General features: G+C 49.7%; 18 protein-coding genes and 1 tRNA gene. 6 read left to right on the top strand and 13 right to left on the bottom strand.

The annotated features are described in order from the left end of the window. Positions 1-22 precede the first annotated feature (22 nt). The gene (locus HQ393_RS07265) at positions 23-775 is read left to right on the top strand and encodes a PEP-CTERM sorting domain-containing protein (protein WP_179358149.1); all 753 of its coding nucleotides are present in this window, start codon (positions 23-25) and stop codon (positions 773-775) included. 9 nt (positions 776-784) lie between these two features. Here HQ393_RS07265 and HQ393_RS17905 read toward each other — a convergent pair whose 3' ends face one another. From HQ393_RS17905 to orn, 3 genes are read right to left on the bottom strand one after another with little or no spacing between them, the layout of a single operon-like run. Beyond that, the gene (locus tag HQ393_RS17905) at positions 785-1,096 is read right to left on the bottom strand and encodes an HTH domain-containing protein (RefSeq protein WP_179358150.1); all 312 of its coding nucleotides are present in this window, start codon (positions 1,094-1,096) and stop codon (positions 785-787) included. A gap of 1 nt (position 1,097) precedes the next feature. After that, positions 1,098-1,610, bottom strand: a complete 513-nt coding sequence (locus HQ393_RS07275) for a CinA family protein (protein ID WP_179358151.1) — start codon at positions 1,608-1,610, stop codon at positions 1,098-1,100. Next, on the bottom strand, positions 1,610-2,206 hold the full coding sequence (gene orn / locus HQ393_RS07280; RefSeq protein ID WP_179358152.1) for an oligoribonuclease: 597 nt from the start codon (positions 2,204-2,206) through the stop codon (positions 1,610-1,612). The genes HQ393_RS07275 and orn overlap by 1 nt, the downstream gene beginning before the upstream one ends. A 104-nt stretch (positions 2,207-2,310) precedes the next feature. On the opposite strand from orn, the gene HQ393_RS07285 reads away from it, so the two are divergent. From HQ393_RS07285 to rsgA, 3 genes are read left to right on the top strand one after another with little or no spacing between them, the layout of a single operon-like run. Beyond that, positions 2,311-3,564, top strand: a complete 1,254-nt coding sequence (locus HQ393_RS07285) for a M48 family metallopeptidase (RefSeq protein WP_179358153.1) — start codon at positions 2,311-2,313, stop codon at positions 3,562-3,564. A 57-nt stretch (positions 3,565-3,621) separates the two neighbouring features. Continuing rightward, complete coding sequence (locus tag HQ393_RS07290) at positions 3,622-3,942, top strand: 4a-hydroxytetrahydrobiopterin dehydratase (RefSeq protein WP_179358154.1); 321 nt, start codon at positions 3,622-3,624, stop codon at positions 3,940-3,942. Beyond that, complete coding sequence (gene rsgA / locus HQ393_RS07295) at positions 3,939-4,823, top strand: ribosome small subunit-dependent GTPase A (RefSeq protein ID WP_179358155.1); 885 nt, start codon at positions 3,939-3,941, stop codon at positions 4,821-4,823. Before HQ393_RS07290 ends, rsgA begins: the two co-directional genes overlap by 4 nt. Before the next feature lie 9 nt (positions 4,824-4,832). On the opposite strand, the gene HQ393_RS07300 is transcribed toward rsgA, so the two are convergent. Next, positions 4,833-5,387, bottom strand: coding sequence for a DUF2062 domain-containing protein (locus tag HQ393_RS07300; RefSeq protein ID WP_179358156.1), 555 nt, complete (start codon positions 5,385-5,387; stop codon positions 4,833-4,835). Positions 5,388-5,494: 107 nt separating this feature from the next. Between HQ393_RS07300 and HQ393_RS07305 the strand changes: the two genes are divergently transcribed. After that, positions 5,495-7,708: a RelA/SpoT family protein gene (locus HQ393_RS07305; RefSeq protein ID WP_179358157.1), complete on the top strand. Its 2,214-nt coding sequence runs from the start codon at positions 5,495-5,497 to the stop codon at positions 7,706-7,708. Between the two features lie 169 nt (positions 7,709-7,877). Further along, complete coding sequence (locus HQ393_RS07310) at positions 7,878-9,764, top strand: methyl-accepting chemotaxis protein (protein ID WP_179358158.1); 1,887 nt, start codon at positions 7,878-7,880, stop codon at positions 9,762-9,764. Between the two features lie 101 nt (positions 9,765-9,865). Here HQ393_RS07310 and pyk read toward each other — a convergent pair whose 3' ends face one another. The 9 genes from pyk to HQ393_RS07355 form a co-directional block, all read right to left on the bottom strand. After that, positions 9,866-11,305, bottom strand: a complete 1,440-nt coding sequence (gene pyk, locus HQ393_RS07315; RefSeq protein WP_179358159.1) for a pyruvate kinase — start codon at positions 11,303-11,305, stop codon at positions 9,866-9,868. Positions 11,306-11,491: 186 nt separating this feature from the next. Next, positions 11,492-11,566, bottom strand: a tRNA-Arg gene (locus tag HQ393_RS07320). Between the two features lie 116 nt (positions 11,567-11,682). After that, positions 11,683-12,117 carry a flagellar export protein FliJ gene (gene fliJ / locus HQ393_RS07325; protein WP_179358160.1) on the bottom strand — a complete coding sequence of 145 codons (435 nt, stop codon included), beginning with the start codon at positions 12,115-12,117 and terminating at the stop codon, positions 11,683-11,685. A gap of 43 nt (positions 12,118-12,160) precedes the next feature. Next, the gene (fliI, locus tag HQ393_RS07330) at positions 12,161-13,561 is read right to left on the bottom strand and encodes a flagellar protein export ATPase FliI (RefSeq protein ID WP_179358161.1); all 1,401 of its coding nucleotides are present in this window, start codon (positions 13,559-13,561) and stop codon (positions 12,161-12,163) included. Then, complete coding sequence (locus HQ393_RS07335) at positions 13,545-14,432, bottom strand: FliH/SctL family protein (protein ID WP_179358162.1); 888 nt, start codon at positions 14,430-14,432, stop codon at positions 13,545-13,547. The genes fliI and HQ393_RS07335 overlap by 17 nt, the downstream gene beginning before the upstream one ends. Positions 14,433-14,550: 118 nt before the next feature. After that, the gene (gene fliG, locus HQ393_RS07340; protein WP_246307975.1) at positions 14,551-15,558 is read right to left on the bottom strand and encodes a flagellar motor switch protein FliG; all 1,008 of its coding nucleotides are present in this window, start codon (positions 15,556-15,558) and stop codon (positions 14,551-14,553) included. A 14-nt stretch (positions 15,559-15,572) separates the two neighbouring features. Continuing rightward, positions 15,573-17,291 (bottom strand): flagellar basal-body MS-ring/collar protein FliF, encoded by a 1,719-nt coding sequence (gene fliF, locus HQ393_RS07345; RefSeq protein WP_179358163.1) that lies wholly within the window; start codon positions 17,289-17,291, stop codon positions 15,573-15,575. 25 nt (positions 17,292-17,316) lie between these two features. After that, positions 17,317-17,640 carry a flagellar hook-basal body complex protein FliE gene (fliE, locus tag HQ393_RS07350; RefSeq protein ID WP_179358164.1) on the bottom strand — a complete coding sequence of 108 codons (324 nt, stop codon included), beginning with the start codon at positions 17,638-17,640 and terminating at the stop codon, positions 17,317-17,319. Positions 17,641-17,713: 73 nt separating this feature from the next. After that, positions 17,714-19,039, bottom strand: coding sequence for a sigma-54-dependent transcriptional regulator (locus tag HQ393_RS07355; RefSeq protein WP_179358165.1), 1,326 nt, complete (start codon positions 19,037-19,039; stop codon positions 17,714-17,716). Between the last annotated feature and the right edge of the window lie 2 nt (positions 19,040-19,041).

Consider the following 19,041-nt stretch of genomic DNA (forward strand, 5'->3'; position numbering starts at 1 on the left):
TTTGTCATAAAGGAAGATCAAAATGATGAAATCAGTATGGGCTGCTGCTGTGTTGGTTTTATATTCTTCTGTCGGCATGGCGGCGAATCTGGCGATTTTCGGCAATAACAATATTGCAAGCCTGTATACCGTCTCGCATAAAATCAGTTATGTCAGTGATGCGCAACTTGCCACACCGGGTTTTCTCGATACTTTTAATGCCTTTGTCTATACCCGAGATGGTTACTCCTTGGGCACAAGTCTCTCGGCTGCAGCCAGCAAAAATGTTCAGCAGTTTGTAAAAGGCAATTTCGTGCTCTTCAATGGCGATTTTCAAGATGACATCAATAGCCCATCTGGACAAACCAAGCAGCTTTTCAACCAAGCCCTTAGCTTTGTATTAAGCAATAAAAAAGGGGGGTACATTGGTGAATACACGGGCTCGTTTGCGGCGCTCAGTAGTAATGAAGATGGCCTGCGTCCATTGGGGCTCATCCAAGGAAATGCCGAGGTATCTGGCTTAAACCACGGGGGTGCGGGTAGCGCTGTGACCCTGACGGTCAATGGGCAAAGTAGCAAAGTTACACAGAACGTTAATTTCCCTTTGCGCTCAAACAAGATCGAATTTGGAGCGACTGTGAATGTCGACCCCAAGCTGGTACTAGCACAGTACAGCAATGGCAATGCCGCCATCATTGCGGGCACGATCGCCCCCGTACCTGAACCTGAAACTTATGCCCTGATGGGCATGGGATTGATTGCGCTATTTGCCGCCCGTCGTCGTCGCTATCATTAAAACCTATCATTAAAACAATACGGCCTGCTGCGGGTAGCGTCGCTCCTGCGCAGGCCGAGCACAATCTTCCTGCAGTCTTCCCCCCATGACCTGCGCGATCAAATCCATGTCTTGAGCACTGATCTGAAGCAAACCAAAGCGCAGTTGATAGCCCCAATTGGGCTGATTTCGTGTGAAGTCTTGCGCCTGCAAAGTCGCAATATCGCGGTAGAGCGAACGCAGGCTAATTCCCAATTGTGCGGCCAACTGGGCACCGGTCACCGGAAAACGGTGCTGACGCAACAGCTGCAATAAATCGAGTAGCCTTTGCGCTCGCGACATATTAGTTTGCGGTTTCGATAAGCTGCTTTAGATTGGATAATGCACGGTATACCGTTGCAGACCTTATCTGTGAACGATTTCCAGCAAATACCTGCTTCTCCGTCACAATCCCATTCGGCGTGGCCCACGCCAGCCACACCGTGCCAACGGGTTTTTCAGGTGTACCGCCGGTTGGCCCAGCCACGCCCGACACCGCCACCGCCCAACGTGCATTGGCATTGGTCGCCGCACCTTGCGCCATGGCGGCAACGACAGGCTCGCTGACCGCACCGAGGCCATCGATAAATGCCGGCGGCACGTCGAGCATGTCGGCTTTGGCGTGGTTGGCGTAGGTGATATAGCCCCGCTCAAACCACGCGCTCGAACCGGATATTTCGGTGATCGCTGCGGCGATTAAGCCGCCAGTGCAGGATTCTGCCGTGGCCAGCGTTTCGCCTCTCGCGAGTAAAAGCTGGCCAATGGCCTGAGCCAGCGCTTCAACTTCAGGCGAAAACGGTGCGGAAAAATCAGTCATCAGGCGTCATCTTCCTCGGTTTGCAATACCGCAACGTCGAGATCGCCTCCCGTCAATTTGATGAAGTGATCGCGATAAAAACGCAATTCGTCGATCGACTCCAGAATATCGGCCAGAGCGGTATGAGCGCCGCGTTTTTTGAACTGTTTGTAAATCGCAGGCTCCCAACGTTTGCATAGCTCTTTCAGCGTTGAGACGTCCAAATTGCGGTAGTGGAACCAGCTTTCCAGTGTTGGCATGTATTTCACCAAAAAGCGGCGGTCTTGATGCACCGAGTTACCGCACAAAGGCGAAACGCCTTTTGGGCAATACTGGCTGATAAACTCGATCACTTGCGCTTCGACTTCAGCCTCGGTCAAAGTCGATGCTTTCACTTTGGCGGTGAGCCCAGAATTGCCGTGCGTTTTGGTGCACCATTCGTCCATTGCATCCATTACCGCATCGGATTGATGCACCACCAAGGTCGGGCCTTCAGCAACGAGGTTGAGATGACTGTCGGTGATCACCACGGCGATTTCGATCACACGGTCAGTTTCTGGCTCCAGGCCGGTCATTTCCATGTCGATCCAGATGAGGTGATTCTGGTCTTGTGGCATACTTACTCGCTTGCTGTTCGTAAAAACCTTATTTTAACTAAAAACGCCATTTCCCGCCGCGAATCCGCCACGGTGTAAAGGGAATGCTTTTTAGATCTGAGCCTATGACTGCCCACACGTTTTCAACTTTATTCCTGTTCGCCCTTGTCACCAGCGTATTACTGCAGCTTTGGCTGGCGATGCGCCACATCAATCACGTACTTCGCCATCGCAAAGCCGTGCCCGCTGAATTTGCCGAGCAAATTACGATTGAAGCGCACGGTCGGGCTGCGGCCTATACCGTGGCTAAAACACGCTTTGGCATGTTCTGTACCATTTTTGATGCGATGGTGTTAGCTGCTTTTACTGTTGGTGGCGGCATTGAATGGTTAGCAAAATTAACAGCGCCGTGGTTTCAATCCGATATTGCCCAAGGTCTGGCTTTAGTCACCGCCCTGTCGGTAGTGAACGCCGCACTGAGCTTGCCCGCCTCGCTGGTGTCGACATTTATCATCGAACAACGCTTTGGCTTTAACCAAATGACGCCCAAGCTTTTTATCAGTGATCTGATTAAATCAACCGCAGTCGGCGCCGCCATCGGTTTGCCCTTACTGGCCGCCGTGTTGTGGCTGATGGGCCGGATGGGCGACAACTGGTGGCTGTATGTCTGGGCAACTTGGCTCGTTTTCTCCTTAGCCTTGATGTGGATTTTCCCAACTTTTATTGCGCCACTATTTAATAAATTTGTCCCAATGGAAGACGGCGCGATGAAAGATCGCATCGTTGGCTTGTTGGAGCGCTGCGGCTTTAAAAGTAATGGCTTGTTTGTGATGGACGGCAGCAAACGCTCTAGCCATGGCAATGCTTATTTCACTGGCTTGGGTAAATCCAAACGCATCGTCTTTTTTGATACCCTGCTCAAACACCTTGAACCGACCGAAGTCGAAGCGGTTTTGGCGCATGAACTTGGCCATTTTAAACATCGGCATATTGTGAAACGACTGGTTTGGACTTTTGCACTGATGCTGGGCATGTTGTGGGTCTTGGGCCAGCTTAAAACGCAACTCTGGTTTTATCAGGGCTTAGGCGTCAGCACACCCAGTACCGCTGCGGCGCTTTTGCTATTTTTCCTTGCCTTGCCAGTATTTACTTTTATTTTTGCGCCGCTCAGCTCGATGATGTCGCGCAAACACGAATACGAAGCCGATGCGTATGCCGCCAGCCAATGCTCGGCCAATGATCTGATTACTTCACTGGTAAAACTGTATCGCGATAACGCGGCGACGCTGACGCCTGACCCACTGCACAGCATGTTTTACGATAGCCATCCGCCAGCAAGCTTGCGAATTGCAGCATTGCGCCGTTTGAATGCTCAATAGGCCAGATTTTGGTGAAAAAACCTGCTAGAAAGACAATTTAGCTTACGAGATTTCACCATGGCCTTAAATGAAGAACAATGCATCGATAAAGCAGTAAAGCTAGATGAAGTAGCGGCAGAAATGCTGTCCACCGAGCTGCAAGACTGGATTATCGTCAATGGCAGTCTCGAAAAAACTTTCCGCTTTCGCAATTTTCACGAAACGATGGCCTTTACGAATGCGGTAGCCTTTATCGCACACCAGCAAGATCATCATCCAGCGATTGAGCTCACCTTCGGTCGCTGCAAGCTGACGTGGAATACGCACTCAGCCAGCGGCCTCTCTAGAAATGATTTCATCTGCGCGGCCCGCGTAGACCAACTGATTAAGGCTTCATGACCGCCACTACCGCCCGAATAGTTACCAGTTATGGCAAAGTTTATATCGTCGAGCTCGACGATGGACGCCGTCTTTCCGCCTCAACCCGAGGCAAAAAAACCGATTACGCTTGTGGTGATCGTGTCGCCATTGATGTGCTCAATGCGGAACAAGCGGTCATCAATAAAGCGCTAGAACGCAAGACCTTGCTCTATCGCTCCGATCAGTGGAAAAGCAAACTGATCGCCGCCAATGTGACGCAAATTATTATTGTTGTCGCTTCAGTGCCGAGTTTTTCCGACGAATTGATTGGCCGCGCCCTACTCGCTGCGGCCGATGCCAATATTCGCGCCGTCATTTGCTTGAATAAATGCGACTTGCCCGAGAGCGACGCGGCGCGTGAGCGGCTGGCCTATTACAAACAATTTGATTACCCCGTGGTTGAGATCTCCGCCAAACAAGATCTAAGCCCGCTGATGCCGTGGCTGGATGGGCAGATCTCTGTGCTAGTGGGTCAATCGGGCATGGGCAAATCGACCATTACCAATGCGCTGATTCCCGAAGCGAATGCACGAGTAAACGAAATCTCGGTCGCACTCGATTCCGGCAAACACACCACCACTCACGCCCAACTCTACAAACTCAATGAGACAGCCGAGCTGATCGACTCACCGGGTTTGCAATCGTTTGGCTTGGCGCATATGCGAGCCGAGAGCTTGCCGCATTTAATGGCCGATATGTCACCGCACGTTGGCCAATGCCGCTTTAGTAATTGCCGTCACCGCCAAGAGCCAGGCTGCGCAATTCTGAGCGCGGTCGCAGCAGGCGAAATTGCTGCCACACGGCTCGAGCTGATGCATCGCTTGCAAGACGAAATCCAACTAGCGAGCACCAACTATTAAAATACCCCATCAGGTATTAGCCCGTGGGCGTTTACTCCTAAGATGTATCGCCCAATACACCCAGATACGCCAGCACAACTGCACCATAAAATACGACACGATAGCCAAGAGCACACTCAATAGCGGCAAGCCGACGAGTAAGGGCATCCCCAAGGACTGTACCCAGCTCCCCATCTCAGCGACCCAATCGAGTAGCGCCAAATCCATGAAAGAAGGCATCTGCGCCATTGTGGCACTACCATTTTGCCCAGTGACCCAGGAGCCAAGCCAAAACGCTACCCAATAAATGGGGGCAATCGTGAAAGGGTTGGTATAAAAAGTCGCAAAAATAGCCACCGGCAAATTAACTCTAAATATCAGCGCCAATACAGACGCTGTGATCACCTGTAATGGGCCGGGAATCAAACCGCCGATCATGCCAACCGCAACGCCGCCTGCAACAGAGCGGCGATTCAGATGCCATAAATTAGGATGCTCAAACCAATGCGAAAATCGATTTAGAAAGCGATTCTTTTGCAATGTACTTTGGTCAGGTAGCCAGCGGCGTAAGAGTTTTCTGGGCATTAAATAATTTTTCGCAATAATTTAGCTATGACAGACCCTGTATTTTGGGCAAAATTCAATCTGCAATGAAATAAGTTCTGAACACTACACCGGACTCAAGATTCTATATGGTTGCAGTTACCCGCCCACTTGCCCAATCCATCGCCGAAGCTGCCGACCCTGATCGCTGGCTTTCAGCTTTGGCTGAACGCTACCCACCCAATGAAATTGCCCGCTTGCGTGAGGCCTTAGATTGGATTGGTGAAGTGTATGGCAAAGCACTCAACCCAGATACGGATGAATCATTATTTCTGCACGCGGTCGCCAGCGCGTCTATCGTCGCGGATTTGCGCATGGATGCCAACGCAGTCATTGCTGCTATTTTATTTTGCGTGCCCGATTTTATTGAAAAATCAGGCGAACAAATCGACAAGCGATTTGGCAAGGTCGTCGCCCAACTGGTCGATGGGATTAGCAAAGTACGTAAATTACGCGCTTTAGCAAAGCCAGCGACGAGCAAAGCAGAAGACTATGCGCAGCAAATTGAAGCGCAGCGCAAAATGTTGCTGGCGATGGTCGAAGATATTCGCGCTGTATTGATCAAGCTTGCATGGCGCACGCAAACCATGCACAGCATCGCCAAAATCAGCGAAGAGCGTCGCCGGAAAATCGCGCAGGAAACGCTGGATGTGTTCGCGCCGTTGGCGAACCGACTCGGTGTATGGCAAATCAAATGGGAGCTCGAAGACCTCGGTTTTCGCTTTCTGCATACCGATACCTACAAGAAAATTGCCAAGCTGCTACTTGAGCGGCGAGTCGATCGCGAACATTTTATTGCCGAAGTATTGGGCACTTTGCGCGCTGAGTTAGGTAAAGCGGGCGTTACCCACGTCGATTTGATGGGGCGGCCTAAACACATCTACAGCATCTGGAAAAAGATGCAGAAAAAGAAGCTCGATTTTTCCGAGCTGTATGACATTCGAGCGGTCCGCGTACTGGTCGATGATGTAAAAGATTGCTACACCGTACTCGGCATTGTCCATAACCTGTGGCAGCCGATTCCGGGCGAGTTTGACGACTATATTGCGCAACCCAAAGGCAACTTCTACCGCAGCCTACATACCGCAGTGATTGGCCCGCAAGATAAAGCGGTTGAAGTGCAAATCCGTACGTTCGATATGCATGATCACGCTGAATACGGCGTTGCCGCGCATTGGCGCTACAAGGAAGGCGGTCATGGTGATGCACGCTATGAAGAAAAAATTGCCTGGCTGCGCCAATTGCTCGACTGGCGCGAAGACGTCGCCACCGACGATAAATTCACCGATGCGTTCAAAGCCGAGCTTTTTGAAGACACGATCTATGTGCTCACACCGGCTGGCCGCGTCATCTCGCTACCTAAGGGCAGCACGCCGGTGGATTTTGCCTACCATTTGCACACCGACCTTGGTCATCGCTGCCGTGGCGCCAAGATCAACGGCCAAATTGTGCCGCTCAATACCGCACTGGAAAACGGCCAGCGGGTCGAAATTCTCTCGACCAAAGAAGGTGGCCCCAGCCTTGATTGGTTGCATCAGGGATATGTTAAAAGCCATCGTGCTGCGCAAAAGATTCGGTATTGGATCCGCCAGCAAAATCTGGATGTCGCCATTGAGGCGGGCAAAAATCTGTATGAGAAAGAAGCCGCACGTGCGGGTGCAGGCCAACTCAATCAAGAGTTAATCGCCAATCGCTTGGGCTTTAAAACCATTGATGAAGTGCATATCGCGCTTGGGCAAGGTGAAGTGAGCTTGCGTGAGCTCAATTTAGCCTTTAACGATGCTCAGCGCCCTGTCGAACCCGTGGCAGCAGAAACGCCGGAAGACTTTGTCCGGGCAGCCCGCGCCAGCCAATATGGCGAAGGCATTTTGATTGAAGGCATCGACAAGCTAATGACGATGCTGGCCAAGTGCTGCAAGCCAGTGCCACCCGATGCCGTGATGGGTTACGTCACCAAAGGGCGCGGCATTTCGATTCATCGTTGTGATTGCACAGCACTGAAACGCTTAGCTCAGGAAGCGCCAGAGCGGCTGATACGCGCTGATTGGGGTAATTTAGCCAGCAGCGCGCATGTTTTTGCGGTGGATATTCTGGTTGAAGCCAATGAGCGTGCAAGCTTATTGCGGGATCTCACCGATGTGATGTCGCGCGAAAAAATCAATGTGACTGCGGCCAATATGCAAATCCGAGATGGCCGCGCACGCGTTTCATTTACGATTGAAATTCGCGATAGTGAACAATTACAGCGAATTTTCACCCGCCTGCAAGACGTCGGCGGCGTCATCCGCTGCAGCCGCACCTGATCTCTTCCCGATTGATTTGAAGTGGTTTACTCCAAAACCATTTCAAATCAAATTAGCGAAAAAGCAAAATACGTCACTTCGTCAGCTCGCTTACTTCATCAAGTCGCTATTTTGCCGATAACGATCTAATACACTAATACCAATATCTAGATTATTACAGGGGGCAACGATGTTTAGTTCTTTGCGCGTGCGGCTGATCGCCTTTATCGGCTTACTTATTTTACTCGTTGCGTCCATCATTACTATTGGCGCGTATTCCAAGATGCGCTCAGAAATGATCAATACAGGTTTGCGAAACGAAATTATTGGCGTTGAAACCGGTTATAGCGTCATGCTGCGTAACTGGATTGATGATAAAAAAATGATCATCAGCTCAACCTCAAAAACACTTGAGCAAGCCAGCGATTACATCCCTATCCTCAATCAGGCTGAAAAAAGTGCACATTTTGACGCCGTATATTTGGGTACGAATGATAAAAAAATGTTCAGTACGCATGATTTGGGCTTGCCCCCTGGCTATGATCCAACAGGTCGGCCTTGGTATCAGCAGGCATTAAAAGAAGACAAAACCATCATGACACCGCCGTATGTGGATGCGGGAACAAAACAACTGACTCTATCCTTTGCCGCTCCGGTTAAAAAAAATGGCCAGCTCATTGGCGTTGTAGCAGCCGACATTTTTCTTGATGCCATCGTCAAGGATGTTTTAAATATTAAAATGACTGGAAATGGCTATGCAATTCTCGTCGGCAAAGAAGGCAATGTTCTGGTTCATTCAGATCAAAGCAAAGTCACGAAACCATTAAGTGACATTAACGCTGAACTGTCACCTGCTAACTTAGCCAAGATATCTGCCTCACAAGAAATACTCGATGTAGTCATTGGTGGAGAAAACAAGTTTGTCTTTGCAAAAAACATAGAAAATAGCGATCTGTATTTAGTTTTTGTCATTGATAAATCAATGGCTTTAGCCCCCCTTCAACAATTGCTCTGGATGGCAATTGGTACGCTAGTCGTGATCTTATTATTGGTCATCCCATTTGCCAGCCTGCTGGTCAACAAAATGCTCTCTGGTCTCAATCGCGTGCGCAAAGGCATGGTAGAGATTGCGCAGGGTGAAGGAGATTTGACGCGGCAAATTCATATTGAGGGTGATGATGAAATCGCGCAAACGGCCAAAGCATTTAATCAATTTACCGCTCGTTTGCGGACCATGTTTAGCGACTTGCGCAAAGAAACTGAAAACCTAACGATGGGTGTGCAACAGATTAATCAAGTCCTCAATACGCTGTCGGATGATTCGCGCATTTTGTCTGATATGGCAGCCACCAATGCAGCGACAATTGAAGAAATCACCGTCAGTATCAGCCATATTGCCGACAACGCAGGTGAAGCTAATCATTTGGTGAACAACACTGGCGCACTTTCGGCTGATTCGGCACGGACGATGGGAGAAGTTGCCACTGAAGTAGGTAAATCGGCCTCGGAAGTGCGCGATTTGTCTTCATTACTTGATCGTCTGAACCAACGCAGTCAAGACATTAGCGGCATTATTCAAGTGATTAAAGAAATTGCCGACCAAACGAATCTGCTGGCGCTCAATGCGGCGATTGAAGCTGCGCGGGCGGGTGAGCAAGGCCGTGGCTTTGCCGTGGTAGCCGATGAAGTGCGTAAGCTCGCAGAGCGCACCAGCTCAGCGACCTTGGAAATCACCGGCATGATTGACGGCATTCGCGGCGAAACCAATGCCGCCGTGCGGAATATGGAATCGACCTTGGGCGCGGTACAAAGCGGGGTCAACCTATCGAATCATGCGGCGGAAAAGATTGTCGATATTCGCCAGAATATGAGCCAAGTCATGGAGAAAATGAGCGAAATCGCACATGCAACCAAAGAGCAACAAGACGCAACAACGATGATGGCGCAGAGCGCAGAAAACATTACCAATCAAATGCAGCAATCAGATGCGGCTTTGCATCGTGCCAATGACTCTGTCGCTCAGCTCAATCACCTTGCGGGCTTTCTGCGTGAAATGTTTGGCCGCTTTAAAGTTTGATGGGTATGTAGCTGTAATCATTATATCTATTTAACCCAATGAATATACCCCATAAAAAAAGGCCGCATACGCGGCCTTTTTTTATAGCTTAATAAATTGCATTAGCGCGTTTTTTGCGACTCACCCGCTTTTACAATTTTCAGGCAGTTCGTGCCGCCCAACATCCCAACCACATCACCAAATGTAAAGGCAATCAGATCACCTTGTTGCACGATTCCGCGACGTAACATTTCCATCTCGGCACGCACTAACAATGACTCACGATCCGTATTGTCGTGCGAAAGCATAACAGGCTCAACATCACGGAATAATGAGAGGCGATTATAGGTTTCAGCCTCGGGTGTTAATGCATAAATTGGCACCCCAGAGATCACACGTGACATCCATAAAGCTGATGAACCCGATTGGGTGAGCGCAGCAATCACTTTGACATTCAAGTGATTAGAGGCAAACAAAGCGGCCATCGAGATAGTTTGATCAACGCGAGTATATTCACCATCAATCAAAGCCTGATTGCTCACTTTGTAGTCTTGCGATTTTTCTGCTTCAAGGCAAATTCTAGCCATCGCCTCGACGGTTTCCACTGGATACTGCCCAGAAGCCGTTTCTGCTGACAACATCACAGCATCTGTGCCATCCAAAACCGCATTGGCGACGTCCGAAACTTCGGCGCGGGTAGGCACTGGGCTCGAAATCATAGACTCCATCATTTGGGTCGCAGTGATGGTGAGTTTATTTAGGCGACGTGCGGCTTTAATCATGCGTTTTTGCAAAGCAGGCACCGCCGCATCGCCAACCTCGACCGCCAAATCACCACGCGCCACCATAATCCCATCGGAGGCTTCAAGGATTTCATTAAGATTATCAATGGCCTCCGTGCGCTCAATTTTGGCAATCAATAATGCTTTACTGCCCGCTGCACGCAATAGTGTGCGGGCCATATACATATCGGCGGCACTTTTTGGGAACGACACGGCGACATAATCAGCATGCAGCTTCGCTGCGACCTTGATGTCCTCCATATCTTTACCCGTCAGAGCCGGCGCCGTTAAGCCACCGCCTTGGCGGTTAATCCCTTTATTATTAGATAAAGTACCGCCCACCAACACCGTGGTATACACTTTTTGCCCTTCAACGGCATCCACGACCAATTGGATTTTGCCATCATCCAGCAGCAAAATATTGCCGCTTTCCACATCATTGGGTAGCTCTTTGTAATCAAGCCCTACCGTATCTTGATCGCCCATTTCGCACGCAGCATCCAGGACAAATTTCGCCCCTTTTGCGAGCTCGATTTTATTTTTCTTAAACTTACCAACGCGGATTTTAGGCCCTTGTAAATCGACCATAATCGCAATTGGGCGCCCAACCTTTTTTGCTTGCTCACGCACCAGAGCTGCACGATCGAGGTGATCCTGCGCCGTGCCATGTGAGAAATTTAAGCGCACCATATTCACGCCAGCCGCCACCAGTCGTTCTAGTGTTGCGGCATCACTTGATGCAGGACCCAAGGTGGAAACAATTTTTGTGCTTCGTAGCATGCGCGAGCTCCTTCTGTATGTGCGTGAGATAAGGCCTAATCAAGCCAAAACAATTTCAATCAATGAGTCAATTGTGACAAGATCGCACACAGGCAATCTGAGCCTAATCAACTTCGATCAATTTGCACTGATATATTAGGTAACTTGTTGCAAGAAAGCAGAAAGATATAAGAGAAGAATTGCATTTGGCGTCCCCAGCAGGAATCGAACCTGCAACTAGCCCTTAGGAGGGGCTTGTTATATCCATTTAACTATGGAGACGCATTACCGAGCGGTAAGCAGGCAGCATTCTACCGAAATTTAAGCCGACAAGCACGGCCAGCAAGGCTGGCACGCTGCATTTAGTGAGATTCAATTGAGCATATTTAGTGAATTATCTAGGATTCACGACCAAATCTGCTATTAAACTCGTCCAGCATTTTCTGTTCACGCTGGTTTTCTTTTTTAATTTCGCCTTTTTCATGCCGATCTTTTAAGGCCTCAAATGCCTTTACCTTGCGCTCGCAATCCTGCCAATCGATTTTTCGCCGCTCATATTCATGACCCAAGCGCACCACTTCATCATTTTGCTGAATCGCAGCGGCATCAAGCTTGGCAAGAAACAATTGAAAATCACGCCACTGCGTAATTGAGATACCCGTTTGGGCTTGATTAGCCAATCGCGCACGATATTCGGTACGAAAGCCATCGACTTGTTCGAGCTTAGATTTTGCCAGTAGCCAGCTTGCCTGAGCAGCTTGCATGGCACGTGAGGCCTCTTCTCGCTCATCAAGCGCCAATTGCAATAAAAAGGCAAAGCGAAAAGCGGCCACAATCTACACCTGCAAAATGAACTAAAGCTCGGCTTGGCCTAAGCTAGTTGGCAAACAATTGAGCGAGCTTCATTCTAGCCCCCTCATAGCCTTCTTGCTCTGTAATCGCTTGCTGCAAAAAGGCTTCAAATGCGGGATGGCGGCGAATTGCATCGTCTAATACCGGATCAGAGCCTGGCACATAGGCGCCGACACTAATTAGGTCTTTGCTGCGTTGGTAGCGGGAATACAGGAATTTAAAACGTCGCACCATTTCAAATTCTTGATGACTAATAATATCGTGCATCACCCGTGAAATCGACGCCTCAATATCAATCGCGGGATAATGTCCGGCCTCGGCCAATTGCCGGCTCAATACAAAGTGCCCATCCAAAATCGCACGCGCATTATCTGCAATCGGGTCTTGCTGATCATCGCCTTCCGACAATACCGTATAAAAGGCCGTAATCGAACCGCCGCCTTCACGCCCATTGCCTGCGCGCTCTACCAATTGCGGCAGACGCGCAAAAACTGACGGTGGATACCCCTTCGTGGCGGGCGGCTCACCGACGGCCAAGGCAATTTCGCGCTGAGCCATCGCATAGCGAGTTAGTGAATCCATAATGAGCAGGACATTCTTGCCTTGATCCCGAAAATATTCGGCAATACTCGTTGCATAGGCCGCGCCATACAATCGCAGCAATGGCGGCGTATCTGCGGGAGCGGCAACCACGACACTGCGTGCCCGACCTTCATCGCCAAGAATATTTTCGATAAAGTCCTTTACCTCACGCCCACGCTCGCCAATCAGCCCCACCACCACGACGTCTGCTGCCGTATAGCGAGCCATCATCCCCAGCAAGACTGACTTACCCACACCAGAGCCGGCAAACAAACCTAGACGCTGCCCACGGCCAACCGTGAGCATGGCATTGATCGCGCGTACCCCCACATCCATGACCGAGCGTACGGGTTCTCTATCCATCGGATTATAAGCGCGGGAAAAAAGTGGATAGTAGGCCTCATTCATCAAAGGGCCTTTGCCATCCAGCGGCCGACCTAAACCATCAAGGATGCGACCTAATAGCCCCCAGCCCACCGGCACTTGTCGACCATGATCTTCTGCCCGACGTTGAACTGGCCTGGGCTTACCGTACTCAGGCTTCCATGCCGCAACGTCTTCACGTGGCATGACGCTAGCGCCCGGTTCAACACCATAAATTTCGGCAATCGGCATCAAAAACAAGCGCTGCTCTTGAAAGCCCACGACCACCGCTTCAACTGGATGCCCACTAGGGGTCATCACATCGCACGATGCCCCAATCGGTAAACGCAAGCCAACCGCCTCCAGAACGAGTCCAGAAACCCTAGTGAGCCGGCCGCGGGGTAGCCATGGTTTAACCGACTTCACTGCCGTGCCACAATCCTTAAGGTAGGACTGAATGGATTTATGCGTCGGGTTCATCTGTGACATCTGATTTGAGTGGAGACGGCTGAGATGCAGATTCACTATTTAAATCAAGCGCAGAAACAGTGGGATCATCAGACAATACATCTGAGGTGTATTGCACCACATTCCAATCTGGCATTGATTTTCCTGCCAATACCCCTGCAATCTTTTTCCAGCGGCTTGCCAAAGAATAGTCGAGTTGGGTCGTCGGTGTTTCGATTCGACAACTACCAGAATCCAAGCTTTGATCCGATAATATCCGCCAGACATCGGCGGGTAGCTCAAACTGCAAGTCATGTTGCAGCAACTCAATATCATCAGGAGATAAATATAATTTTGATGGCGCAGTCGCAGCGGGGATCGCCGCTAAGGCTTCCCGTATTGGGGCAAGCAGTTGCTGCGGATGCTGGCGCAACTCATTCCCTATCATTTGCTGAGCCACAAGCAGAGCCAACTCCAACACGGAATCAGCGAGGTCGACCTCAAGGTCTTGCTGCGATTGATTGATCGCCGCTAGGAGCTGACTTAATTGCTGAAGCTCTTGATCCGCTTGCAGTCGCCCTTCAGCCAATCCAGCCAGATACCCTTCTTCACGCGCCTGCTGCTCAATCGACTCGATTTCTTCCGCCGTAGGGTAAGGCATCGCATTGGCTGCGATAGCTGAATCAGGCAGTGCAACGTCATCCTGTACTGGTTCGGGGCTTAACCCCACCTCAATGTCCGTGACGACTTCAGGGCTTGGCGCGGCAACTTCTATGACGGGTTCAACGCTTTGCTCGCTGGCTTGTTCTGGCGTAGCGGGGCTGTCGAGAAGAGAGTTAAACTGCCAGCGCTGAAATGCGGAAAGTTCTTCACTCGGAATAATACGGCGCTGATGACCTGACACGAAATATCCTTACTTAAGTAACTGGACAAAAGTTTTGACGCAAAGCACAACGCCGAAGATCAGCACAAATAGTACGGCGAGGCGAAGAAATGCGGCGCGATAACTTTTGGCGTACTTTTTACTCAATCATACCTTCGCCACCACTGCCGCCAAGGACAATCTGTCCTTCATCGGCAAGACGACGAACGATTTTAAGAATTTCTTTCTGTTCGCCTTCCACTTCGGACAATTTAACCGGCCCCTTCGCTTCCAAATCTTCACGCAACATTTCCGCCGCGCGCTGCGACATATTTTTGAAGATTTTTTCTCGTAAAGCTTGGCTAGTCCCTTTCAGCGCAATGATCAGCGAATCGGATTGAACTTCGCGCATCAAGAGCTGGATACCACGGTCATCAATATCGAGTACATTATCAAACGTGAACATCTTGTCCTGAATTTTTTGCGCCAACTCAGGGTCATATTCGCGAATATTGGCCACCGCAGAAGCTTCAACGACACCGCCCATAAAGTTGAGAATATCGGCCGCCATTTGTACCCCGCCAATGGCACTTTTCTTCAATTTGTCCGAGCCAGATAACAACTGAGTCAAAACATCATTGAGTTCTTTCAATGCTGCGGGCTGTACACCTTCGAGCGTAGCAATACGCAGCAGGACGTCATTACGTACCCGCTCGGGAAAATTACTCATGACTTCGGAAGATTGATCAGGCTCGAGGTGAACTAAAATCGTGGCAATAATCTGCGGGTGCTCATTGCGAATCAATTCAGCAACTGCGGCTGAATCCATCCATTTGAGCGACTCAATGCCATTGTTATCATTGCCCTGCAAAATACGATCGAGCAAGTTCGCAGCCTTATCCGTACCCAGCGCCTTGGTTAAAACGGAGCGAATATATTCGTCCGCCGCACCTAAGTTGGCCCGATTCTGAGTGGCAGCAATAAAATCACCTAAGACCGCGTCCATTTCTTCGCGCTTGACCGAGTTCATATTGGCCATTTCAAAGCCCAGCTTCTGGACTTCTTTAGGCCCTAAGAACTTAAACACCTCAACCGCGGCGTCTTCACCTAAAGACATCAGCAAGAGCGCACTTTTATGCACGCCATCGTCATTCAAATTGGCAGCCATTGGCACATACTCGCTTAAGAAACTTTATTGGGGTTGGATTTATCATCCGAGGCAGCAGTCATCCACTCGCGTAGGATTGTGGCCACCATACGCGGATCATTTTTCGCCAGCTCTTTAGCTTGTTGCAATAGATCGGCAAAAGCAGCCATTTTGTTTTGCTCTTCTGGCGACTCATCGCCTGAGCCACCGCTTTCTAATGAGAAGACCCCACCGCCAGCCTCACCCAAATCCAACTCCAGAGTTCGACTTTCTTCACGCGAACGGGTGAGGTCTTTCATCAATGGCCGCACCACAAAGAACAGCAGATACAGCGATGCAATACCGATAACCAGCATTTTCAAGACATCAATCGCATTGGCTTGAATGTAGTTGAGTGCTTTATCAGGTAAAGGTTTGTCTTCAAGTGGCATCGACTCAGCAAAGGCCGCGTTGACCACATTAATTGAATCACCACGTTCTTTGTTATAACCAATCGATTCACGGACCAAATTATTGATCTGGACCATTTCAGCAGGGGTAAAAGGCACATAAGCCACTTTACCTTCCTTATCTTTGCCCGCCTTATAATTTAACACCACCGCTGCAGACAAACGCTTAACAATCCCAATCGGTTGTTTAACATGCTGAATGGTCTTGTCGACCTCATAATTGAGTGTCGCTTCTTTTCGCGTGTTGCTGCTTACCGCAGCCGCGCCACTCGCCCCCGAAGCAATAGGCGCCGTAATGGGTGCCGCCGCAGCGCCTGGAGGCTGATTAGATAGAGCACCCGGTACGCCCATGGCGGCATCTTCTGCCGTTTTGCCACTTTGATCCAGTGTTTGTTGGCTGCGAATCGCGGCCGAATTAGGTGGCGAATTGGGCTTAAAGGTTTCGGATGTTTGCTCTACTTCGGAGAAATCGAGCTGTGCAGTCACTTCTGCTCTTACATTATCTTTGCCAACAATCGGCGCCAAAATGGCTTCCAGACGCTCGACATAACCACGCTCAATCTGGCTGATGTATTGCAATTGGCGTTGATCGAGGCTGCCACGCGCGTTCAAATCTGCCGAACGGGACAGTAAATTCCCATCCTGATCAACCACAGTGACATTAGAAACTGGCAAGCCAGGAATACTGGAAGAAACTAAATGAATAATGCCTGCAATCTGCCCGCCGTCGAGTACGCGACCAGGGTGCAGCATCAATACGACCGATGCCGATGGCTTTTGTTGATCACGTAAAAAAACCGTCTGCTTTGGGGTTGCAAGATGGACGCGCGCCTTTTCTACGGCAGAAATGGACTCAATCGAACGGACAAGTTCTCCCTCAATTGCACGTTGGTAATTCACTTGCTCTGCAAATTGAGAAACGCCAAATTTTTGATTATCCAGTAGCTCAAAGCCCGTATTGCCGGCCTTTGGCAAACCTTGAGCTGCTAATTTCAAACGTACATCATAGATATTCTGGGCTGGTACTGAAATCATCCCCGCATCGAGCTTATATGGGATATTCATCTGTTGCAGAGATTGGACGATGGCTCCGCCATCTTTATCAGGTAAATTGGTGAACAGAATGCGATATGCAGGCTCTTTAGACCACAACAAGCCACCAATTGCAGCCGCAACAATGACAGCAACCATCACCATGGCCATCATTTTTCGAGCAGCCGGCAGCGCATCGAAGCGTTGTCTCAGCCCACCGATATTTCTTGCTGTCACCAAGGTGTTATCTGCTGCGACGCCTGCTTCTGCCATACCCTACCGATATCAGTACTGCAGGTTAAACCTGCATATTCATAACTTCCTGATAAGCAGTAACGAGCTTGTTACGAACTTGAACCATGGTTTGAAAACTCAAACTCGCCTTTTGCAATGACACCATGACGTCTTGCAAATTGGCATCAGGATCGCCCGCTTGAAATGCGACCTGTTTAGCTTGAGCATCTTGCTGCACCTGATTCACCTGATCAATGGACTCTTTGAGTACATCGGCAAACTTGGGGCCGCCCGCCTCTGCAACTGGCGAACTCGCTGACTGACCCGAAGCCAGTGCAGACATGGACCGAAGTTCACCAAGCAGCTGATCAATCCCTTGCACGCTCATGACTACTTACCTTCCTTGCAAAATTGTAGGTGCGCCAGCCAATCCCAGCAAGCACTTCCTACACCTTGTCGTGTTAAATTGGCAATCCGCCGTCTTCTTCTCGGTACTGCGCCAGCTTATAGCGTAAAGTTCTTTCACTCATACCCAATTTCTCAGCAGCAACTTTTCGAACGCCGCCCGCCGCCTTCAGTACATCAAGAATCATGGTTTTTTCCATATCCTTAATACTGCCACTCGCCACTGGCTCAATCACATCGTTGCTCACGGCAAATTTTGCCGCAAGCACCGGCAAAAATAGATGCTCAACGGCAATTTCATCCCCAGGGGCCAATATCAAAGCTCTTTGCATGACATTGTCTAGCTCTCGAATATTGCCAGGCCACTGGTGTATCAATAAGACCTCTTGTGCTGCAATCTGAAGAACAGGCGATCTTTTTTTCTGTACCGATGCATACCTAGCAAGCATATTACGTGCCAAAGGTAAAATATCTTTCTTTCTTTGCCTTAACGCAGGTATCTGCAAAGGGAATACATTCAAGCGATAGTATAGATCCTCACGAAAATGCCCCGCTGCCACTTCCTCGGCCAGATCACGATTAGACGTTGCCAAAACACGGATATCTAAATGAATCGATTTCACGCCGCCAACTCGTTCCAATTCTCGCTCTTGCAAAACCCGCAACAATTTTGCTTGCAATGGCAAAGGCATTTCGGTGACTTCATCCAATAAAATAGTACCGCCCTGAGCTTGTTCAAATTTACCGACATGATGTCCGGCTGCACCTGTAAATGCACCTTTTTCATGACCAAATAGCGTCGATTCAAGTAATTGCTCGGGAATCGCGGCACAATTAATCGCCACGAAAGGCTTACCTGCACGCGAGCTGTGTCGATGAATAAAGCGTGCCATCACTTCCTTACCGACCCCAGATTCACCGGTCAACATAATCGATGCATCTGACATTGCAGCTCTACGCGCGACATCTAATAATTGCTGCATCTCTTCAGATTCGGCAACGAGCTCATCCTCACCAAGATCTGGCAGAAGATAACGCTCGACTTGTTCTAGCAAAGCTGCAGGCTCAAATGGCTTGGGTAAATAATGGCTAGCGCCAGCATGCAAGGCATTCACTGCCTGCTCAATCATGCCGTAGGCCGTCATTAAAATCATAGGCAAACAGGGGTATAACTTTTTAACTTCGCGTAATAATTCCTCGCCATCCATAGGCTGCATTTGCACATCGGAAATTACGAGCCCCACTTGCTGAGATGCTAGTACCTTCAAAGCAGAGGATCCATCTTCAGCGACTACGACTGCATAGCCATCGAGCTCTAGGGTATCGATCAGCGCCTCGCGCAAGTCATCGTCATCCTCAACGATTAATACTGGTAAAGCCATGA

The sequence above is a fragment of the Chitinibacter bivalviorum genome, assembly GCF_013403565.1.
Classification (GTDB): Bacteria; Pseudomonadota; Gammaproteobacteria; order Burkholderiales; family Chitinibacteraceae; genus Chitinibacter; species Chitinibacter bivalviorum.